The sequence below is a fragment of the Kribbella sp. NPDC026611 genome (genome assembly GCF_040638345.1).
In the GTDB taxonomy this organism is placed as follows: Bacteria; Actinomycetota; Actinomycetes; order Propionibacteriales; family Kribbellaceae; genus Kribbella.
The window spans coordinates 80,452-98,902 of sequence record NZ_JBEZYC010000013.1 but is presented as its reverse complement, the minus strand read 5'-3'; the positions used below and the strand labels follow the sequence as shown (position 1 = coordinate 98,902).

Genomic DNA, 18,451 nt, shown 5'->3' with positions numbered 1-18,451 from the left:
CGGGTTGTTCCAGGTGGTTTCGAGTGGTTTCGGTGGAGAGGTGGACCTGATGGACAAGCAGCAGGAGTTCGTGCTGCGCGCGCTGGAGGAGCGCGACGTACGCTTCGTGCGGCTGTGGTTCACCGACGTGCTCGGGTTCCTCAAGTCGGTCGCGGTGGCGCCGGCGGAGCTGGAGAACGCCTTCGCCGAGGGGCTCGGGTTCGACGGGTCGGCGATCGAGGGGTTCGCGCGGGTGACCGAGGCGGACATGCTGGCCAAGCCGGACCCGTCGACGTTCCAGATCCTGCCCTGGCGGGGCGAGACGATGGGCACCGCGCGGATGTTCTGCGACATCAACATGCCGGACGGGTCGGCGTCGTTCGCCGATCCTCGTCATGTGCTGAAGCGGACCCTCTCGAAGGCCGCCGAGCTGGGGTTCACGTTCTACACGCACCCGGAGATCGAGTTCTACCTGTTCAGGTCGCTGACCGGCGCCCCGGGGACGACGCCGGAGCCGGTCGACTCGTCCGGGTACTTCGACCACACGCCGCAGGGCATCGGCAACGACTTCCGCCGCGAGGCGATCACGATGCTGGAGTCGATGGGGATCTCGGTCGAGTTCAGCCACCACGAGGGCGGTCCGGGACAGCAGGAGATCGACCTGCGGTACGCCGACGCGCTGTCGACCGCGGACAACATCATGACGTTCCGCGTGGTGGTGAAGGAGGTCGCGTTGTCCCAGGGCATCTACGCGTCCTTCATGCCGAAGCCGCTGTCGGACCAGCCCGGATCCGGGATGCATACCCACATGTCGCTGTTCGAAGGCGACCGGAACGCGTTCTTCGAGGGCGGGGCGCAGTACCAGCTGTCGAAGACCGGGCGGGCGTTCATCGCCGGGCTGCTGCAGCATGCGGGTGAGATCACCGCGGTGACGAACCAGTGGGTCAACTCGTACAAGCGTCTCGCTGTTGGCGACGAGGCGCCGTCGTTCGTCTCCTGGGGTCACAACAACCGGTCTGCTCTGGTGCGCGTCCCCATGTACAAGCCGCACAAGGGTCAGTCCTCGCGTGTGGAGTTCCGCTCGCTGGACTCCGCCACGAATCCGTACCTGGCTTTCGCCCTCATGCTGGCCGCCGGCCTGAAGGGCATCGAGGAAGGCTACGAGCTCCCCGCCGAGGTCGAGGACGACATCTGGTCGCTCACGCCGCGCGAACGCAAGGCCCTGGGCATCAAACCCCTCCCCGGCAGCCTCGCCGAAGCCATCTCCGCCATGGAAGACAGCGAACTGGTCGCCGAAACGCTCGGCGAACACGTCTTCGACTTCTTCCTCCGCAACAAACGCGCCGAATGGCAGGACTACCGCCGCCAGGTAACCCCCTTCGAACTCAACAAACTCCTCCCCGTCCTGTAAGTCCTTCCCACACAGCCTCCCCACGCGCACTCCGCGCCCGCTCTGTCGTCGCTACGCTCCTCCGCCGCAGCCACTACGCGCCCTCCCACCCACCCTCCGGCTTAACGCCGGCGTGCTGCCAGCTAGCGCTGGCTTGTTGCGGGCTGCCGCCCGCGTGTTCGCGGCTGCCGCCGCGACTTGCTCGCTGCCGCTCGCGGGTGACTACCTCGGGGCTGGCGTCCTACTCGTCGTACTGCTGGTACGTGGTGCTGCTGGTAGTCCCATCGCGGTGCTACGCGCGGCTCCTTCGTCGCCGAGCTACGCGCCGCCCCACCCACCCTGCTCGTTCGGGGCGAGTGCCCCGGTGTTCCCGGCTGGCGCCGGTTCTGCTCGCTGCGCTCGCAGGTTGCGAGCTGCCGCTCGCGGTTTCCGGCTGGCGCCGGGAGTTGCTCGCTGCGCTCGCGGGTTCGCGGCTGGCGCCGCGGGGTTGCTCGCTGCCGCTCGCGGGTGACTACCTCGGGCTGGCGTACTACTCGTCGTACTGCTGGCGCGTGGTGTAGGTGGTTAACCCAGCGCGGTGCTACGCGCGGCTCCTTCGTCGCCGTGCTACGCGCCGCTCCGGCCGCCCTGTTGTTCGGGGCGCGTGCTCCGGTGCTCCCGGCTAGTGCCGGGGTTCGCTCGCTGGGCTCGCGGTGTTGCGAGCTGCCGCTCGCGGGTGACTACCCGGGCGGGCGCACTACTTGTCGTACTGCTGGTGATGGGCTGAGGTGGTTCGACTCAGCCTGGGGGGCATGGGATCTTCGGAGATTAAGTGTCACCAGGTGGCATTTTTGTTCCGGAGATCTCACCGAATGGAGGGAAGCCGGCGCGGTAACGCACGCGGATCGGCTCCTGGCGTCGGACAAGGTGGTGAGCGCGACTAGCCCGGGCTGGCGTACTACGCGCCGTACCGCTTGCGCATGGTGCTGCTGGTAGTCCCATCGCGTACTACGCACAGCTTCTTCGTCGTCGTGCTACGCGCCGCCCGACCCACCCTGCTTGTTCAAGGCGGGCGCCCCGGTGTTCCCGGCTGGCGCCGGGAGTTGCTCGCTGCGCTCGCGGGTTTCGCGGCTGCCGCCGCGGAGTTGCTCGCTGCGCTCGCGGGTTTCGCGGCTGCCGCCGCGGAGTTGCTCGCTGCGCTCGCGGGCGACTGCCGTGGGCTGGCGTCCCTCGTGAATGGACTGCTGTTACGGGTACTGCTGGTAGTGCCAGCCGGGGGGGCTGTGGACTTGTGTTTGTCGGGCGTGGCGTTGGGGGTCCATCGTTCCGTGCCCAGGTTCCATCAGGCTCGGCCGGGGGCCTGGCTGCTAGTTTGTTGGAGGGAAACCCTTAGGTCCCCCCTTGAGATGAGTCTGTTTGCAGGCTCTCGAGTGAGGGGTGTGGATGATGGCCGTTGGGTGGCGAGGGTTGAGTGCGGGGGATGTTTCGCGGCGGCTGGGGTTGGCCGGTGAGGTGATGGCGCGCCTGGCGCCTGTGTCGCGGGTCGGTGGGCCGGAGGTTGTGTTGCCGGCTGAGGGGGTTGCGGCGCGACTGCTTGCCAGACTCGGGCTTGAGGAGGCTGATCGGGAGTCGACGTTGGCGGCTCGGCCCGATGTGAGGCGGGAGCCTGAGTTGTGGTGGGTGCTCGACCGGTCTTACCGGTTGTTACTGGCGCAGATGGGGCAGCGGCGGGCGGGTGATCCGGCTTGGCGTGCGCTGCCTGATCGCACCGGGGCTGTCGGGCGGCACTTATTTGTTTGGGTGTTTTTGGCGGTGGTGCCGCAGGTGCGGGATTATCACGCGGCGATCGGGCTCACCGACGAGGAATCCTGGGATTCGCTGAGTGCGTTGGGAGACGAGCTCGCCTCGTCGCGTCGGCTGACGGGGCGGGCGGGGTTGGATGCCACGTGGGGTTTGCCGTTGGTGTTCACCGGTGTGGGGTTTCGGCTCGGCAGGCTTGGATTTGAGAGGTCTTGTCCGGAGAGCGGCGAGCATGAGTTTCTCCAGGTAGGTGAGAGTGTTCTCAACACCCACGTTCCAGCCAGTCGTACGCCGTTGACCGACGAAGCATGCGACGCCTCGTTTGCGCGCGCAATCGCGCTGGCTGGGCAGTTTCCGGAGCGGGTGGTTGGGTTTGCCTGTCACTCCTGGTTGATGGATGAGCAGTTGACGCAGTACCTGCCCTCGACGTCGAACATCCTGAGATTTCAGCGGCGTTTTACGACGTTCACCGATCGCGTCAGAGCCGACTGGGCGCCAATCGAGCACGTCTTTCACCGGCGTTTCGACGGGGACGACGTACCCGGTGCGCTTCTTGACGAGTTACCTCAGCGGACCACGCTTGAGCGCGCGATCGTGACTCACCTGCGAAGCGGCGGGCATTGGCACAACCAGACCGGCTGGCTCCGCACGCACTAAAGGTAAGAACCAGTTCGGGCCACGCGGTGACCGGCGCCGCACCGGTGCCGGTGGTGTACGGGCCGGACGACTACAAGAAGACCTACTACGGAGAAACGGAGGCCTCATGACTGTGGTCAAGGCCTACTACAAGCACGAGCACGGCGACCAACCGCAGCGCCTTGAGACCGCGGCTGATGTTGACCAGTTGATCGACGGCTTACTTACAGAGGACTACAGCAACTCCGTCGCTGCGCTGTACGTCGAAGGCCGCCTCAACGCAGCTGGGGTCCCCGATCACGAGCTGCTCGTCGCGATCAACAATCAGGATGGCGACGTCGGGGCACTGCGCTACATGGGCGGTGCCGGGACGTACTACACCAAGGGCGTATCTCACGCTGACACCGACCCCACCTACTACTACACCGGTAGCGGCCGCGAGTTCCCGGCCGACTCCGAACTACCCATCCAGCAGATTCGCCGTGCGGTTCAAGAGTTCGTCGCTGGCGGCCAGCGGCCGGGGTCGGTGGCATGGCAGGTCGCGACGGATTAAGACTAACCAGCTCTCCGTCGTCGGCTGGACATTCGCCCAGATTCTGTTCCGCCCCGTCTTCGCTTCTCTGCAGGCATCAGCCAGGTCGTATCGGACGACGGTCGGATGTGGAGTAGGCCGCGGTGCGGCTGCGTAAGCTGTCGGCTCGTGCATCTCAAGACGAAGGGCTGAGCTGTGAGCGACCGGCCTGAGATTGTGTGTGTCTGTGGTTCGGCCCGGTTTATGGAGGAGATGCTTGCGGCTAACCGCGGCCTGACTCTCGCTGGTGTCATTGTCGTCGCGCCAGCCGTCCTCAGTCGTCCCGGGGATCGCGAGACCGACGAGATCACCGACGAGCAGAAGACTGCGCTGGGCGCACTTCACCTGCGGAAGATCGACCTGGCTGACCGGGTTCTGGTGGTCAACCCCGGTGGGTATGTCGGCGAGTCCACGAGCCGGGAGATCGCGTACGCCCGCGCCACCGGCAAGCCCGTCTCATTTACCGACCCCGTCTGACCGAGCGAAGAGTGGTCAGACGCCGGCGGTCTGCGGTGGGGCGTCGTCTGAGGCGTGTTGGGAGGTCCAGCGGGCGGCTGCGGTTGAGTGGCGGTACGGCGGGTCGGTCGGGGTGGGAGTCGATGGTGCCGGTGGCAACGACTCTGCGGCCGGGAACATCGGCGTACCGTCGGCGGCGAGCGCGTGGACTTCCTCGACTGTCAGTAGTCCGACCGGGCGGACTCCTTCGGTGATCACCACGATGCAACCGGGGATCACCTGCTGGGCGCGGTAACCGACTGCGGGCACGAGCATTCCCTCGGTCGACGTCCGCCACGCGCCCGGTGCGAACCGGCGCAGCGCGATCCCGGCCTGGCCGTCCTCGGGTGTTCGCGGCGGGAGGTAGGCGGTCGCCGTGTAGTCGTAGTCGTAGTCAGGCTCCGGCGGGCCCGACACCCGCCCGCCTTGCTGCGGTGTCAGCCACACCACCGTCCCGCGCACCGCGAGCGTCCCCGTCATCATCACCATGGTGAGCCATCATGCCCATTACTGAGCGAATTCGCTACACAACGCCGTGTATTCACCGCAACCATTTCGCGACCTCTCTGCGATGTCCCCATCATCCCACCACCGGGCGGCCGGATAACCTGCGGTGGTGGCGGATGGGCGGATGGGGTCGTGGGAAGGCCGGCTGGCCCGGCTCGGGTTCGCGGATCCGCACCGCGCCGGGGTGCGGCTGGAGGAGCTCGACCGGCTGGACGCGCAGAGCCCGATCGTCACCGAGCAGCTGATCACGACGCTCTCGGAGTCCGCCGATCCGGATCTCGCGCTGCTCGGCCTGTGCGGGATGGCCGAGTCGCTGCACCGCCACGAGTACGACGTCTCCGCGTTCGCGCGGACGCTGGAAATGGACGACGACTTCCGCCGCCGGCTCGTGTACGTCCTCGGCGCGAGCGAGGCCCTCGGCCGGCATCTCGCCGTACACCCGCGGCACTGGTACGACCTCGCCGACCCGGCCCTCGCCGGAACGCGGCCGTCGCCGGACGATGTCGCGGCCCTGCTCGCCACCGCGGTCGACGCCGAGCACCCGGTTGACGCGCTGCGCGTCGAGTACCGGCGGTTGCTGCTCCGGCTGGCCGCGCGCGACCTGGCCGAAGGGCTGCTGGTCGACGAGGTGGCCGCCGTACTCGCGGATCTCGCCGGGGGAGCGCTCGAGACCGCGTTGCGGATCGCCCGCAACGAGTACTTCGCCGCGCACCCCGCCGCCGCTGACTGCCGGCTGGCGATCATTGCCATGGGCAAGTGTGGCGGCCGCGAGCTGAACTACGTGAGCGACGTGGACGTCCTGTTCGTCGCCGAGCCGCTCGACGGCGAGCCGGAAGCACCGGCGCTCAAGACCGCCTCCAACCTCGCCGCGGCCGCGATGCGGATCTGCTCGGCGCACACCGGCGAGGGCACGCTCTGGCCGGTCGATGCCGCGCTCCGGCCGGAGGGGAAGTCTGGCCCGCTCGTCCGCACGCTCGACAGCCACCAGGCGTACTACCAGCGCTGGGCCAAGACCTGGGAGTTCCAGGCGCTGCTCAAGGCGCGTCCGATCGCCGGCGACGCCGAGCTCGGGCAGCGATACGTCGAGATGATCGGCGGGCTGGTCTGGTCGGCGGCCGACCGTGAGGGTTTCGTCGACGACGTCCAGGCGATGCGGCGGCGCGTGATCGACCACATCCCGGCGGCGGATGTGGATCGCCAGCTGAAGCTCGGGCCGGGTGGGTTGCGCGACGTGGAGTTCGCCGTACAGCTGCTGCAGCTCGTGCACGGCCGGAGCGACGACAAGGTCCGGAGCGGTACGACGCTGGTGGCGCTGGAGTCGCTGACGACCAGGGGGTACGTCGGCCGGACGGACGGCGCCGTACTCGCGGACGCGTACCGGTTCCTGCGGTCGATGGAGCATCGCATCCAGCTCTACCGGTTGCGTCGTACCCATCAGGTGCCCGAGGACGAGGACGACCTGCGGCGGCTCGGGCGGTCGCTCGGCTTCACCAAGAACCCGGTCGACGACCTCACCGCGGCGTGGAAGAAGCACGGGCTCGAGGTACGGCGGCTGCACGAGAAGCTGTTCTACCGGCCGCTACTCGCGGCGGTCGCGCGGATCCCCGGCGACGAGGTGCGGCTGACGCCGGAGGCGGCCAAGCAGCGGCTGACGGCCCTCGGGTACGCCGATCCCGCATCGGCGCTGCGGCACATCGAGGCGCTGTCCGAAGGGGTGTCGCGGCGGTCGTCGATCCAGAAGGCGCTGCTGCCGGCGATGCTCGGGTGGTTCGCGGAGTCGCCGGACCCGGATGCCGGGCTGCTCGCGTTCCGCACGATCTCGGACGCGCTCGGATCGACACCGTGGTACCTGCGTCAGTTGCGCGACGAGGGCGCGTCCGCCGAGCGGCTGGCGCACCTGCTGGCCAGCGGTCGGTACGCCGTCGACCTGCTGCAGCGGGCGCCGGAAGCGACGGCGATGCTCGCGGACGATCGGGAGCTGGTGCCGCGGACGCAGGAGGGCCTGCTGTCGGAGATGTCGGCGGCGGCGCGCCGACAGGACGATCCGGTCGCGGCGGTGGCGGCGATCCGTGCGGCGCGGCGGCGCGAGCTGTTCCGGACCGCGGCGGCTGACCTGTCCGGGCTGCTGGACGTCGAGACGGTCGGGCTGGGGTTGACGGCGATCTCGGTCGCGACGTTGAGCGCGGCGCTCGAAGTCGCGCGGCGGGCGGTCGCGAAGGGGAAGCCGGAGCCGACGCGGATGGCGATCGTCGCGATGGGGCGGTTCGGGGGACATGAGCTCGGGTACGGCAGCGATGCGGATGTGATGTTCGTGCACGATCCGCTGCCGGGTGCCGAGGAGAAGGCGGCGACCGACTTCGCGACGCAGGTGGCGACGGAGCTGCGGCGGTTGCTGGCGTTGCCGGGGGCCGATCCGGCGGTCGCGGTTGATGCGGATCTGCGGCCGGAGGGTCGGCAAGGGCCTCTGGTACGGACGTTGGCGTCGTACGCCTCCTACTACGCGCGCTGGTCGGCGGTGTGGGAGGCGCAGGCGTTGCTGCGGGCCGATCCGCTGTGTGGCGATGTCGAGTTGTGCGAGGCGTTTCGCGCGCTGATCGACCCGCTGCGGTATCCGGCGGCGGGGTTGAGCGAGCGGGACGTGCGGGAGATCCGGCGGATCAAGGCGCGTGTCGACGCCGAACGGCTGCCGCGCGGCGCCGACCCGGCGACCCACACCAAACTCGGTCGCGGTGGACTGGCCGACATCGAGTGGACCGTCCAACTCCTGCAGCTCCGCGAGGCCCACCGCGTCCCCAGCCTGCAAACCACCCGCACGATCGGTGCGCTGCGGGCCGGCGTGGAAGCCAACCTGATCGACCCCACCGAGGCCGACACCCTCCGCTCCGCCTGGGAGCTCGCCACCCGCGTCCGCAACGCCGTCATGCTCGTCCGCGGCCGCCCCAGCGACTCCCTACCCCGAGACCCCCGCGACCTGGCCGCAGTCGCCCAGATCTGCGGCTACCCACCCGGCGAATCCAGCGCCTTCCACGACCACTACCTCCGAACAACCCGCCGAGCCAGCAACACAGTCGCCCACCTCTTCTGGGACGACTAACCCCAGCAGGTACGCCGAGCGTGCTGCCGGTGTTGCGGGTGCGGCGGGTGCAGCTGGTACTGCGTACGTGCTGTAGGTGCCGCGGGGACGTGTAGGAGTTCGGCGGGTACGGCGGGTGCAGCTGTTAGCGCGAGGGTGCTGCGGGTGCAGCTGGTACGGCGCACGTGCTGTAGGTGCCGCGGGTACCGCGAGGACGTCGGGTGCGGCTGTTAGCGCGAGAGTGCTGCAGGTGTTGCGGGGTCCGGCGGGCTACAGGTCGGGCGGCGCAGGGTGCTGCAGGTTGCCGTAGGTACGGCGGGAAACAGCTAAACCGCAGGACCCGGCGGCACGGCTGGCGTTGGCAGGAGCGTCGGGTACGGCGGCGGTTGCGGCGGCGACGCAGGCGTACGGCAGTCGGGGACAGCTGGTACGGCGAGCGTCCTGCGGGTGCTGCCGGTACGGCGGGTACGGCGGGACGCGGACGTGTGCGGCGGGTGCAGCTGGTACCGCGTGCGGGCTGTAGGTGTCGCGGGTACGGCGGGGACGTCGGGTGCAGCTGTTAGCGCGAGGGTGCTGCGGGCTCCGGCGGGCTACAGGTCGTTCGGCGCGTGCCGCAGGTTGCCGTAGGTACGGCGGGAAGCAGCAAAGCCGCAGGACCCAGCGGCAGGGGTGATGTTGGCAGGAGCGTCGAGTGCCGCGGTGACGCAGGCGTACGGCAGTCGGGGACAGCTGGTACGACGAGCGTCCCGCGGGTGTTGCGGCCGCTGCGGGCGCTGCCCGTACGGCGGGTACGGCGGGACGCGGACGTGTGCGGCGCGTGCAGCTGGTACGGCGGGTACGGAAGAAGCCCCGGGGGCGGGTAGTGGCGAAGGTGCTGCGGGTGGTGCGGGGACGGCCGGTGGTCAGGTACGGCGAGTGTGCTGCTGCGCCCAGGGGCCAGGGGAGGGGCTCGGTCGGGGGAGGGTGGAGAAGGGGTCGGCGCGTGGGCAACTGCTCTTGTGGGGTGGGCTGTGGGTGGGGAAGGGCGGCGACTTGGCGTAAGGCTGTGGGGAGAGGTGGATTGACAGGCAACCTTTTGGTTGCCTATGGTGGTGGGGTGGAGTTGGTGTTCAAGGCGCTTGCTGATGATGGGCGTCGGCGGTTGCTGGATGCTTTGCGGGAGCGGAATGGGCAGAGCTTGCTCGAGTTGTGTGAGCTGCTGCCTGACCTGACCCGGCAGGGGGTGACGAAGCACCTGCGGATTCTGGAGGACGCCAACCTGGTGGTGACTGTCCGGCGGGGGCGTCACAAGTTGCATTACCTGAATCCTGTGCCGATCAACGAGATCGCCGAGCGGTGGCTGAGTAACTACGAGCGCGACAAGCTCCGAGCGCTCAGTGCGCTGAAGGCGGCATTGGAGGAGAGAGCATGAGTAAGCCGGCGATGATTCACGTGACCTACATCGAGACGACCCCGGAGAAGTTGTGGGAGGCGCTGACCTCGGGCGCGTTCACTCAGCTCTACTGGTTCGGTCGTCGGATCGAGTCGGCCTGGAGTGTCGGTGACCCGGTGCGGTTCTACGACAGTGCCGACGACAGCCTGACCGACTCCGGTGACGTGCTCGTGTACGACGAACCGAAGACGCTCGCTTACACCTTCAAGAACGAGTCAGTAAAGGACGTCCCGGCGAGCCGCGTCACGTTCACGATCGAGTCGGCCGGTCCGTCCGTGGTGAAGCTGCAGGTCGTGCACGACGAGATCACCGCGGACCAGGTCGAGGGCTGGCGCATTGGCTGGTCGCCGATTCTCGCCAACCTCAAGACCTACCTGGAGACCGGCAAGGTCCTGGAGATCAGCACGCCTTAAACTCGTGCTGGTGGAGGCGAAGGAGCAGGTCAGGCAGGCGGGTGTCTTCAGCACCGTCCGGCGGAGTGTCCGGATGACGGTGGGGCAGCAGCGGGTCTGGCAGTCGCACTGGTCCGAGCTGGGCCGGATGCAGGAGGATCTCCCACCCGGTCCGCTGGACCTCGCCGAGTGGTTCGGCCGCGACGCGCCGACCGTCCTGGAGATCGGCTCCGGCATGGGTGAGGCGACCGCTCAGCTCGCCGTCACCGCACCCGAGGTCAACCACGTGGCTGCCGAGGTCTACCCGGCCGGCCTCGGGCAGCTGATGTTGTGGGTGGAGAAGTACGGCCTCGACAACGTCCGCCTGCTGAAGGGCGACGCGCTCGACTTCCTCCGCGACCACGTGAGCCCCGGCACGCTGGCCGGCGTACGCATCTACTTCCCCGACCCGTGGCCGAAGAAGCGGCACCACAAACGCCGCCTCGTCACCGCCCCGTTCGTCGCCCTGATCGCCTCCCGCCTGCAACCCGGCGGGACGTTGCACCTGGCAACCGATTGGGCCGATTACGCCGACAGCATGCGAAAGGTGTGCGAGGCCGAGCCGTCGCTGCGCAACCAGTACGCCGGCTGGGCCCCGCGCCCCGAGTGGCGCCCGGTCACCAAGTTCGAGTCCCGGGCCCAGGCCGAGGGTCGCGACGTCCGCGACCTGATCTACACCAAGCTCACGCCGACCGGCTGGTGAAGTGCCACTGCCCGGCGCCCACCGTGTAAACAGCCCACCCATCGGCGTACGTCGCTGACCCCGCGAACGGCGCCGGCACGACGCTCACGTCCGACCCCACCGCCGACGGCACATGCACCTCGGCCGTAGCCCCGACCGGCACCAGTACCTCGAGCGAGAACACCCGGCTCCGCTGCTTCCACGCGACCGCCACCCGCCCGCGAATCGTCTCGGTCCGGATACTCGCCGAGCCGACCGATCCGCGCGCGTCCGGCCGCACCACGATCCGCTCGCAGCCCGCGCCGGCGACCCGCAACCCGGCAACGTTCTCGAAGATCCACTGCACGACAGTCCCTTGGAAGTAGTGGTTCCGCGACCGCGAGTCGTCCTCCCACATCTCCCACATCGTGTCCGCGCCCAGCTCGAACCAGTGCCCCCAGCTCGGGTACGTCCGCTGCAACGCCACTTTCGTCGCCGCCTCGCCGTACCCGTGCTCGGTCAGCACCGGCAGCAGCACGCCGACGCCCAAACACCCCGTGTTCAGGTGGAACCCACGCGCCTCGACATCCGCAGCCAACCCGGCCGCGACCACCGGCACCAGCTCGTCCGGAACGATGCCGAAGGCAAGCGGTACGGCGTTCGACGTCTGCCGGTAGTCCGGATCGTCGGCCGACCGGTACCGCCCGGCCTCCCGGTCGAGAAACGCCCGGTTCAACCCGTCCGCGAGCTCGCTCGCCACCTTACGGTACTCGTTGGGCTGCCCAATGAGCTCGCCGATCTCCGCGGCCGCGAGTAGCGCCCGGTACAGGTACGCCGTACCCGTCAGCCGCCGGTCTTCCGGCGCCGGCCCGTTGCTGTACCCCGGCGGCAACCAGTCGCCGAGCACGCTCACCGACAGCCCGTCCTCGACCCGCCCGAGCTCCCAGCCGAGATACCGAGACAGCGCTTCCCAGTGTTCCCGGAGCAGCCGCTCGTCGCCGTACCACCGGTAGAGCTCGCGCAGCAGGAACGGGTACACCGTCGGCCACTCGGTCGCAGGGGACAGCTCGCTGAACCCCCACCCGCTCGACGGCACGATCACCGGCAGCTGCCCGGACTCCGCCTGGCTGTCCCGGATGTCCCCGAGCCACTTGGTGAAGAACCGCGCCAGGTCGAGCGTTGCGAGCATCGTCGGCGCACCGACCTGCGCGTCGCCGGTCCACCCGTTCTTCTCGTAGAACGGCGTGTCCGTGGGGATCCCGTGCAGGTTGCTCAGGATCGTCCGCCGCATCGCACGCTCGAACTGCCCGTACGGCGCCTGCGACGACTCGAACCGGGTCACGCTCGCGACGTCCGAGTTCGCCACCCGCATCCGCACCTGCGCCGGAGCGCCCTCGATCTGCACGTACCGGAAGCCCTTGTAGGAGAACTTCGGCTCCCACGTCTCCACCCCGGTGCCCGCGGCAACATACTCGTCCCGCTGGATCCGGTCGCCCTCGACGTGCTGGTTGACCGCTACCACGTTGCCATCAGCAACTGTCTCGCCATGGGTCAGGCCAACGACGGTCCCGGCCGGCGCGGTCACGGTCAGCTCGGTCCACCCAGCCACGGTCCGTCCGAAGTCGGCGATCCACACCCCCGGCCGCACTTCGGAAACGTCCACCGGCGAGACCGTCTCGACCACTCGGATCGGCTCGTGGGCCTGCGCCACCAATCTCCCCGCCGGCGCCGCAACGATCTCCGCCGCAGCCCAGCCCGCGTCGTCGAACCCAGGCGTGTCCCACCCGGGGAGCGCCCTCCGGGCGTCGTACGTCTCGCCGAGATAGAGCGAGTCCGACAGCGTCGGTCCACCCGTGATCCGCCACGACGAGTCCGTGACGACCTCAGCCGTCCGCCCGTCGTCGTACTCGATCACCAGCCGCGCGATCAACCGCGGGTCCGCCGTCCACGGTGCCTGGTGCCACCGCCACACGTTCGGCGAGTTCATCCCAAAGAACCCACGCCCGAGCTCGGCCCCGACCACGTTGTCGCCGGCTTGAAGCAGCTCGGTCACATCGTGCGCGCTGTACAAAACGGTGTGGTCGTAAGCAGTAAAACCCGGGTCCAGCACCGCATCGCTGACCGCCCGACCATTCAGTCGCAGATCCGCATACCCGAGCCCGCTCGCATACAGCCGCGCCCGCCGCACGGCCCCGTCGACCGAGAAACCGCGCCGAAGCAGCGGCGCGCTCTCGGTCATTCCACCGATCCAGCGAGCCCCGAGGAAGCCCTCGTCCAGCAGTCCAGTCTCGAACCACGAGGGCTCGGACCAAGAGCCGATCCGGTCCAGACCGTCCCACAACCGGACCTTCCAGTAGTACCGCGTCCGCGCAGCCGACGGCCCCTCGTACTCCACGCCGAACGTCCGCGCCGACTCGACCTTCCCCGAGTCCCACGCATCCTCAAACCCATCCGAGGCGGCGACCAGCACCTGGTACGCCGTCTGCGTCCCGCCGTACCCCGGCGCGGAAGCGACCCAACTCAGCCGCGGTCGCGAAACATCGGTCCCCAACGGGCGAACCGCGTACTCGGTCTTGAGGGTCGTGGCGGTCAATGGACCACCCGGCGTCCAGCCGTCCGGCAGAAGAGTCACGCAGCAAGTCTGGAAGCCGCGCCCGCAGCCCGCCACCCAAATGTCCGGACACGGACAGCGCTGCGGTCACATAGCGGATATTTGTCCCAGCATGTGAAACCTGAGCAAATTGCTCGACTTTGTCCGCTTTCATAGTCCTATGCAGATCGTCTCGAACGCGCCCGGCGACGCGCTCACGCGTCGTCGGCACGTCGATCTGCTCCGGGTGAACTCCTCCGGTTGTCGGCGCACGGCGTAGCACCTCAGCTCCAGCTCGCTCCAGCTACTGCCTGTCTCCGCACCCGACCCGTAGGAGCAGTCCCGTGCGTCGTCTCATCCTGATCGCGTTGCTGGGCGCTGTCGCCCAGCTCGTCGACGGCACCCTCGGCATGGCGTACGGCGTCACCGCCAGCACCGCCCTGCTGATCACCGGCATCACCCCGGCCGTCGCCTCGGCCTCCGTGCACCTCGCCGAGGTCGGCACCACGCTTGCCTCCGGCCTGTCGCACTGGCGGTTCGGCAACGTCGACTGGCGTGTGGTCGCGTTGATCGGCGCACCGGGCGCAGTCGGCGCGTTCGCGGGCGCTACGTTCCTGTCCAGCCTGTCGACCGACTCGGCCGCGTTGTGGGTCGCCGGTCTGCTGCTCCTGCTCGGTTTTTACATCCTGGTCCGGTTCGGTACCGGCAAGGTGCGGGCCGTGATCGAGGGCCGTCCGGCCGGGAAGTTCCTCGGACCGCTCGGTCTCGTGGCCGGCTTCATCGACGCCACCGGCGGTGGCGGCTGGGGCCCGGTCGCGAACTCCGCGCTGCTGTCCAGCGGCAAGCTCGCGCCACGCCGCGCGGTCGGCTCGGTGAACGCGGCCGAGTTCATGGTCTCGGTCGCCGCCAGCATCGGCTTCCTGTTCGGGCTCGGCAAGAACAACCTCCCGTACGGCATCGTCGCCGCGCTGCTGATCGGCGGCGTACTCGCGGCGCCGCTGGCCGCGTGGCTGGTGTCCCGCTTGGCCACCCGCTGGCTCGGTGTCGGCGTCGGCCTGGTGCTGATCCTGACCAACGCACGCACGCTGCTCAACGGCCTCGACGTGACCACCGGACCGCGGTTCGCCGTGTACGCCGCGCTCGTCGCCGGCTGGGCCGCCATCGTCACCTACGGGATCCGGCTCGCGAACCGCCGTACTTCGACAGCGACAGGGACAGCGACAGTCCCCGCCCGCGAGCGCGAGCTCGAACCCGTCGCCTGACTCTTTCTCCCACAAAACAAAGGCATTCCAGTGCGCATCTTCCGTCCTGCCCGCTTGCTCGCCGCAACCCTCACACTCGTTGTCGCGGCCGCAGGTTGCTCGCGCGCCGACCGCGGCGACGAGACCGCCGCGGCCTCCACCGACAAGGGCCCGGCCACCGAGCTACGGCTCGGCTACTTCCCGAACGTCACCCACGCCGCCGCGCTCCTCGGCCTCGGCAAGGGGTTGTTCACCAAGGAGCTCGGGAGCACCAAGCTCGTCCCGACCAAGTTCAACGCCGGCCCGGAGGCCGTCGGAGCGCTGCTCGGCGGCTCGCTCGACGCGTCGTTCATCGGCTCCGGCCCCGCGATCAACGCCTACGCGAAGTCGCACGGCGAAGCCGTCCGCCTGATCGCCGGCGCGACGTCCGGCGGCGCGCAGCTCGTCGTCAAGCCGACGATCAGCAAGCCCGCCGACCTGGTCGGCAAGACCGTCGTCACGCCGCAGCTCGGCAACACGCAGGACGTGGCGCTGAAGAAGTGGCTGGCGCAGAACAACCTGACCGGCAAGGTCAAGGTCACCAACCTGGAGAACGCCCAGACCCTGGACGCCTTCAAGAAGGGCGACGTCGACGCGGCCTGGCTGCCCGAGCCCTGGTCGTCGCGGCTCGTCCTCGACGCCGGTGCGAAGGTGCTGCTCGACGAGGCCACGCTGTGGCCCGGCGGGAAGTTCCCGACCACCGTGCTGATCGTCCGCACCCAGTTCCTGCAGGAGCATCCCGAGACGGTGAAGGCGCTGCTCTCCGGCCTGGTCGCCTCGATCGACTACGCCAGCTCCAACCCGGCCGACGCGAAGACCGTGGTCAACGCCCAGCTCAAGGAAGCGACCGGCAAGTCGCTGAAGCCGGCCGTCATCGATCGCGCCTTCGCCCACATCCAGATCACCGCCGACCCGATCGCGTCGACGTTCCCGCAGCTGGCCAAGGACCAGGTCACCGCCGGGATCGCCAAGGACGCGCCGACCGTGGCCGGGTTCGCGGACCTCGGCCCGCTGAACGACGTACTGAGCAAGGCCGGCAAGCCGGCGGTCGACGCCGCCGGGCTCGACACCAAGTAAGGGGACGGACATGACGGCGACCGTGGAGACCCTGCAGAAGGTGCCGCAGGTGCACAGCCCAGTGCGGTTTCACCACGTGGGCAAGGCGTTCGGGACTGGACGGAAGGCGGTCGTCGCGCTCGACGGCGTCGACCTCGACGTCCGCCCCGGCGAGTTCGTCTGCCTGCTTGGCGCCTCGGGTTGTGGCAAGACGACCTTGCTGAACCTGGTCGCCGGTCTGGATCGGCCGACGAGCGGCCGGATCGAGCTCAACTCGTCCCGGCCGGCCGTCGTGTTCCAGGAGGCGGCGTTGATGCCGTGGCTGACCGCGGCCGGCAACGTCGAGCTCCCGTTGCGGATGGCCGGCGTACCGAAGGCTCAGCGGAAGGCGAAGGCTGCCGAGTTGCTGGAGCTGGTGCGGCTGGCCGGGCTGGGGGACAAGCGGCCGCACGAGCTCTCTGGCGGGATGCGGCAACGCGTCGCGCTTGCGCGGGCGTTGGCGTCGACGACCGACAGCGCCGATGCCGGCAAGCCGTCGTTGCTGCTGATGGACGAGCCGTTCTCCGCGCTCGACGCGATCACCCGCGACGTCCTGCAGGGCGAGCTGCTGCGGATCTGGCGCGCGACCGGTACGGCGATCCTCTTCGTCACGCACGACGTCCGCGAGGCCGTCCGCCTCGGCCAGCGCGTAGTACTCCTGTCGTCCCGCCCCGGCCGAGTCGTGCAGGAGTGGGATGTCGAGGATCTCGCCGGGGCGGCCGAGGCCGGCGCTGTCGACGAGGTCAACACCGCCTTGCGCAGGGTGATCAGCAGCCATGCCGCAGCCTGACCTGCAGGACAGCACCGCAGCGCCGTCGGTCGGTCCAGGATCGGTTGAGGCCGGGCTCGACGCCCTGGATACCCCGGTCGCCGCACCCGAAGGATCGCGGGTACGGCGGATCGGCGCCCGGCTGCTGCCTCCGGTCGGCGCGATCGTGGTGCTGGTCGCGATCTGGCAGGTGTTGTGGGCGGCGGCGTTCTGGCCCGAATTCAAGCTGCCGGCGCCGGTCGACGTCTGGAGCCAGGTCTGGGCGCTGGTGACGAGCGGCAAGATCGTCGAGCTGTTCTGGGTCTCGGTGCACCGGGCGGTGATCGGGTTCGCGATCTCGCTGCTGATCGCCGTACCGCTGGGACTGGCGATCGCCAACTTCCGGGTCGTCCGGCGCGGGATCGGCCCGTTGGTCTCCGGGCTGCAGAGCCTGCCGTCGGTGGCCTGGGTGCCGGCGGCGATCCTGTGGTTCGGGCTGAACGACCGCGCGATCTACTGGGTCGTGCTGCTCGGCGCGGTGCCGTCGATCGCGAACGGGCTGGTGTCCGGTCTGGACCAGGTGCCGCCGATCCTGCCGCGGGTCGGGAAGGCGCTCGGGGCCGGCTGGTTCGGTGGGATCCGGTACATCCTGCTGCCGGCCGCGTTGCCCGGGTTCCTCGGCGGGCTCAAGCAGGGCTGGGCGTTCTCCTGGCGGTCGCTGATGGCGGCCGAGCTGATCGCGACGTCGCCGGAGCTCGGCGAGGGCCTGGGGCAGTACCTGCACAACGGGATGTCGCTGTCGGACATCTCGATGGTGTTCGCCGGCATCATCCTGATCTTCGTCGTCGGCGTCGGCATCGAACTCCTGGTCTTCCGCCCCCTCGAGAACACAGTCCTGAGGGCGCGCGGCCTCACCGCTTCCGCTCGTTAGTGCCCCTCGTCGGGTCTTCTTTGGCGCTTGCGGCGCCCAGGCACGCACCTCGCGGCAGCGGAGGAACGGCCACGATGGAAAAGCATCGAGGCCGCTCCTCCGCCACCGCGATGCACGCACCTGGACACCGCAATCACTCAAACAACACCCGACGAGGGGCACTAGCCGTACTGTGGGTACGTGGTTCGATTCCTGCCGTTCCTGATCAGCTTGGTGCTCAGCGTCTACGCGCTGTTCTCCTGTATCCAGACGCCCGACGAGGACGTGCCGCACCTGCCGAAGCTGGTGTGGATCGTCCTGATCGTGTTCGTCCCGTTCGTCGGACCGATCGTCTGGCTGCTCATGTCGCGGACGCCGGGCGGCCGGCGCGAGCCCGTCGTACGGCGTCCGTCAGCGCCACCGTCGCGCCCGGTCGCGCCGGACGACGACCCGGACTTCCTCAAGTCGCTGGACCGCTACCGGGACCCGCGCACGACGATGAAGCCGCCCGAGCCCGAAGACCCGGACGACGACACCGGCGACAGCAGTAAGAACTGAGTTGCTCCTACGCAGACTTGCGGTGCTCGGGCAGGAGGGTGGTGTTGTCCCGTTCGGACTCCGTGGTGCCACCCCAGACGCCGTACGGCTCGCCGACGGAGAGCGCGTGCTGGCGGCACTCGGGCTGGACCGGGCAGGTGCCACAGAGCGACTTGGCCACCATCTCGCGGGCGCGTTTGCGCACGCCACGCTCCGATTCAGGGGAGAAGAACAGCTCCGGGTTGACGTCGCGGCACGCGGCCTGCGACTGCCAGTCCCACAGATCCATGAGCGGGCGGGGTAGGCGAGGCATCCCTCTCGACATGGCAACCTCCTT

18 protein-coding genes are annotated in these 18,451 nt (G+C 68.9%); 15 read left to right on the top strand and 3 right to left on the bottom strand.

Translation table 11 applies throughout. The features are described 5' to 3' along the window. Positions 1-49 precede the first annotated feature (49 nt). The 5 genes from glnA (at position 50) to AB0E69_RS37645 (ending at position 4,832) form a co-directional block, all read left to right on the top strand. Positions 50-1,390, top strand: coding sequence for a type I glutamate--ammonia ligase (gene glnA / locus AB0E69_RS37665; RefSeq protein WP_360157929.1), 1,341 nt, complete (start codon positions 50-52; stop codon positions 1,388-1,390). A gap of 335 nt (positions 1,391-1,725) precedes the next feature. After that, the gene (locus AB0E69_RS37660; RefSeq protein ID WP_360157926.1) at positions 1,726-1,929 is read left to right on the top strand and encodes a hypothetical protein; all 204 of its coding nucleotides are present in this window, start codon (positions 1,726-1,728) and stop codon (positions 1,927-1,929) included. A gap of 862 nt (positions 1,930-2,791) precedes the next feature. Then, positions 2,792-3,805, top strand: a complete 1,014-nt coding sequence (locus tag AB0E69_RS37655; protein WP_360157923.1) for an acyltransferase domain-containing protein — start codon at positions 2,792-2,794, stop codon at positions 3,803-3,805. Positions 3,806-3,911: 106 nt separating this feature from the next. Next, on the top strand, positions 3,912-4,337 hold the full coding sequence (locus tag AB0E69_RS37650; protein WP_360157920.1) for an Imm1 family immunity protein: 426 nt from the start codon (positions 3,912-3,914) through the stop codon (positions 4,335-4,337). A gap of 222 nt (positions 4,338-4,559) precedes the next feature. Next, positions 4,560-4,832 carry a hypothetical protein gene (locus tag AB0E69_RS37645; RefSeq protein WP_360157917.1) on the top strand — a complete coding sequence of 91 codons (273 nt, stop codon included), beginning with the start codon at positions 4,560-4,562 and terminating at the stop codon, positions 4,830-4,832. Positions 4,833-4,847: 15 nt separating this feature from the next. Here the strand turns inward: AB0E69_RS37645 and AB0E69_RS37640 are convergent, their stop codons facing one another. Next, positions 4,848-5,330: a hypothetical protein gene (locus tag AB0E69_RS37640; RefSeq protein WP_360157914.1), complete on the bottom strand. Its 483-nt coding sequence runs from the start codon at positions 5,328-5,330 to the stop codon at positions 4,848-4,850. 136 nt (positions 5,331-5,466) lie between these two features. Here AB0E69_RS37640 and AB0E69_RS37635 point away from each other — a divergent pair, with 136 nt between their 5' ends. From AB0E69_RS37635 to trmB, 4 genes are all read left to right on the top strand, one after another. Then, the gene (locus AB0E69_RS37635) at positions 5,467-8,451 is read left to right on the top strand and encodes a bifunctional [glutamine synthetase] adenylyltransferase/[glutamine synthetase]-adenylyl-L-tyrosine phosphorylase (protein WP_360157911.1); all 2,985 of its coding nucleotides are present in this window, start codon (positions 5,467-5,469) and stop codon (positions 8,449-8,451) included. Between the two features lie 1,075 nt (positions 8,452-9,526). Beyond that, entirely contained in the window at positions 9,527-9,841 is a 315-nt protein-coding gene (locus AB0E69_RS37630; RefSeq protein ID WP_360157908.1) for a helix-turn-helix domain-containing protein, read from the top strand. After that, a complete protein-coding gene (locus tag AB0E69_RS37625) occupies positions 9,838-10,275 on the top strand; it encodes an SRPBCC domain-containing protein (protein WP_360157905.1) in 438 nt (145 codons plus the stop codon). The genes AB0E69_RS37630 and AB0E69_RS37625 overlap by 4 nt, the downstream gene beginning before the upstream one ends. A 10-nt stretch (positions 10,276-10,285) precedes the next feature. Then, on the top strand, positions 10,286-10,996 hold the full coding sequence (gene trmB / locus AB0E69_RS37620; protein ID WP_360157902.1) for a tRNA (guanosine(46)-N7)-methyltransferase TrmB: 711 nt from the start codon (positions 10,286-10,288) through the stop codon (positions 10,994-10,996). On the opposite strand, the gene AB0E69_RS37615 is transcribed toward trmB, so the two are convergent. Then, positions 10,977-13,586 carry a family 78 glycoside hydrolase catalytic domain gene (locus tag AB0E69_RS37615; protein ID WP_360157899.1) on the bottom strand — a complete coding sequence of 870 codons (2,610 nt, stop codon included), beginning with the start codon at positions 13,584-13,586 and terminating at the stop codon, positions 10,977-10,979. The genes trmB and AB0E69_RS37615 overlap by 20 nt on opposite strands. A 139-nt stretch (positions 13,587-13,725) precedes the next feature. Here AB0E69_RS37615 and AB0E69_RS37610 point away from each other — a divergent pair, with 139 nt between their 5' ends. The 6 genes from AB0E69_RS37610 (at position 13,726) to AB0E69_RS37585 (ending at position 18,135) form a co-directional block, all read left to right on the top strand. Further along, the gene (locus AB0E69_RS37610) at positions 13,726-13,824 is read left to right on the top strand and encodes a putative leader peptide (protein ID WP_360157896.1); all 99 of its coding nucleotides are present in this window, start codon (positions 13,726-13,728) and stop codon (positions 13,822-13,824) included. Between the two features lie 64 nt (positions 13,825-13,888). Continuing rightward, positions 13,889-14,806 (top strand): sulfite exporter TauE/SafE family protein, encoded by a 918-nt coding sequence (locus tag AB0E69_RS37605; RefSeq protein WP_360157893.1) that lies wholly within the window; start codon positions 13,889-13,891, stop codon positions 14,804-14,806. A gap of 30 nt (positions 14,807-14,836) precedes the next feature. Then, positions 14,837-15,901 carry an ABC transporter substrate-binding protein gene (locus tag AB0E69_RS37600; RefSeq protein WP_360157890.1) on the top strand — a complete coding sequence of 355 codons (1,065 nt, stop codon included), beginning with the start codon at positions 14,837-14,839 and terminating at the stop codon, positions 15,899-15,901. 10 nt (positions 15,902-15,911) lie between these two features. Then, on the top strand, positions 15,912-16,709 hold the full coding sequence (locus tag AB0E69_RS37595) for an ABC transporter ATP-binding protein (RefSeq protein ID WP_360157887.1): 798 nt from the start codon (positions 15,912-15,914) through the stop codon (positions 16,707-16,709). Continuing rightward, positions 16,696-17,598, top strand: coding sequence for an ABC transporter permease (locus AB0E69_RS37590; RefSeq protein WP_360157884.1), 903 nt, complete (start codon positions 16,696-16,698; stop codon positions 17,596-17,598). Before AB0E69_RS37595 ends, AB0E69_RS37590 begins: the two co-directional genes overlap by 14 nt. A gap of 180 nt (positions 17,599-17,778) precedes the next feature. Continuing rightward, positions 17,779-18,135: a PLD nuclease N-terminal domain-containing protein gene (locus tag AB0E69_RS37585; RefSeq protein ID WP_360157881.1), complete on the top strand. Its 357-nt coding sequence runs from the start codon at positions 17,779-17,781 to the stop codon at positions 18,133-18,135. Positions 18,136-18,142: 7 nt separating this feature from the next. On the opposite strand, the gene AB0E69_RS37580 is transcribed toward AB0E69_RS37585, so the two are convergent. Further along, positions 18,143-18,439 (bottom strand): WhiB family transcriptional regulator, encoded by a 297-nt coding sequence (locus AB0E69_RS37580; RefSeq protein ID WP_360157878.1) that lies wholly within the window; start codon positions 18,437-18,439, stop codon positions 18,143-18,145. Between the last annotated feature and the right edge of the window lie 12 nt (positions 18,440-18,451).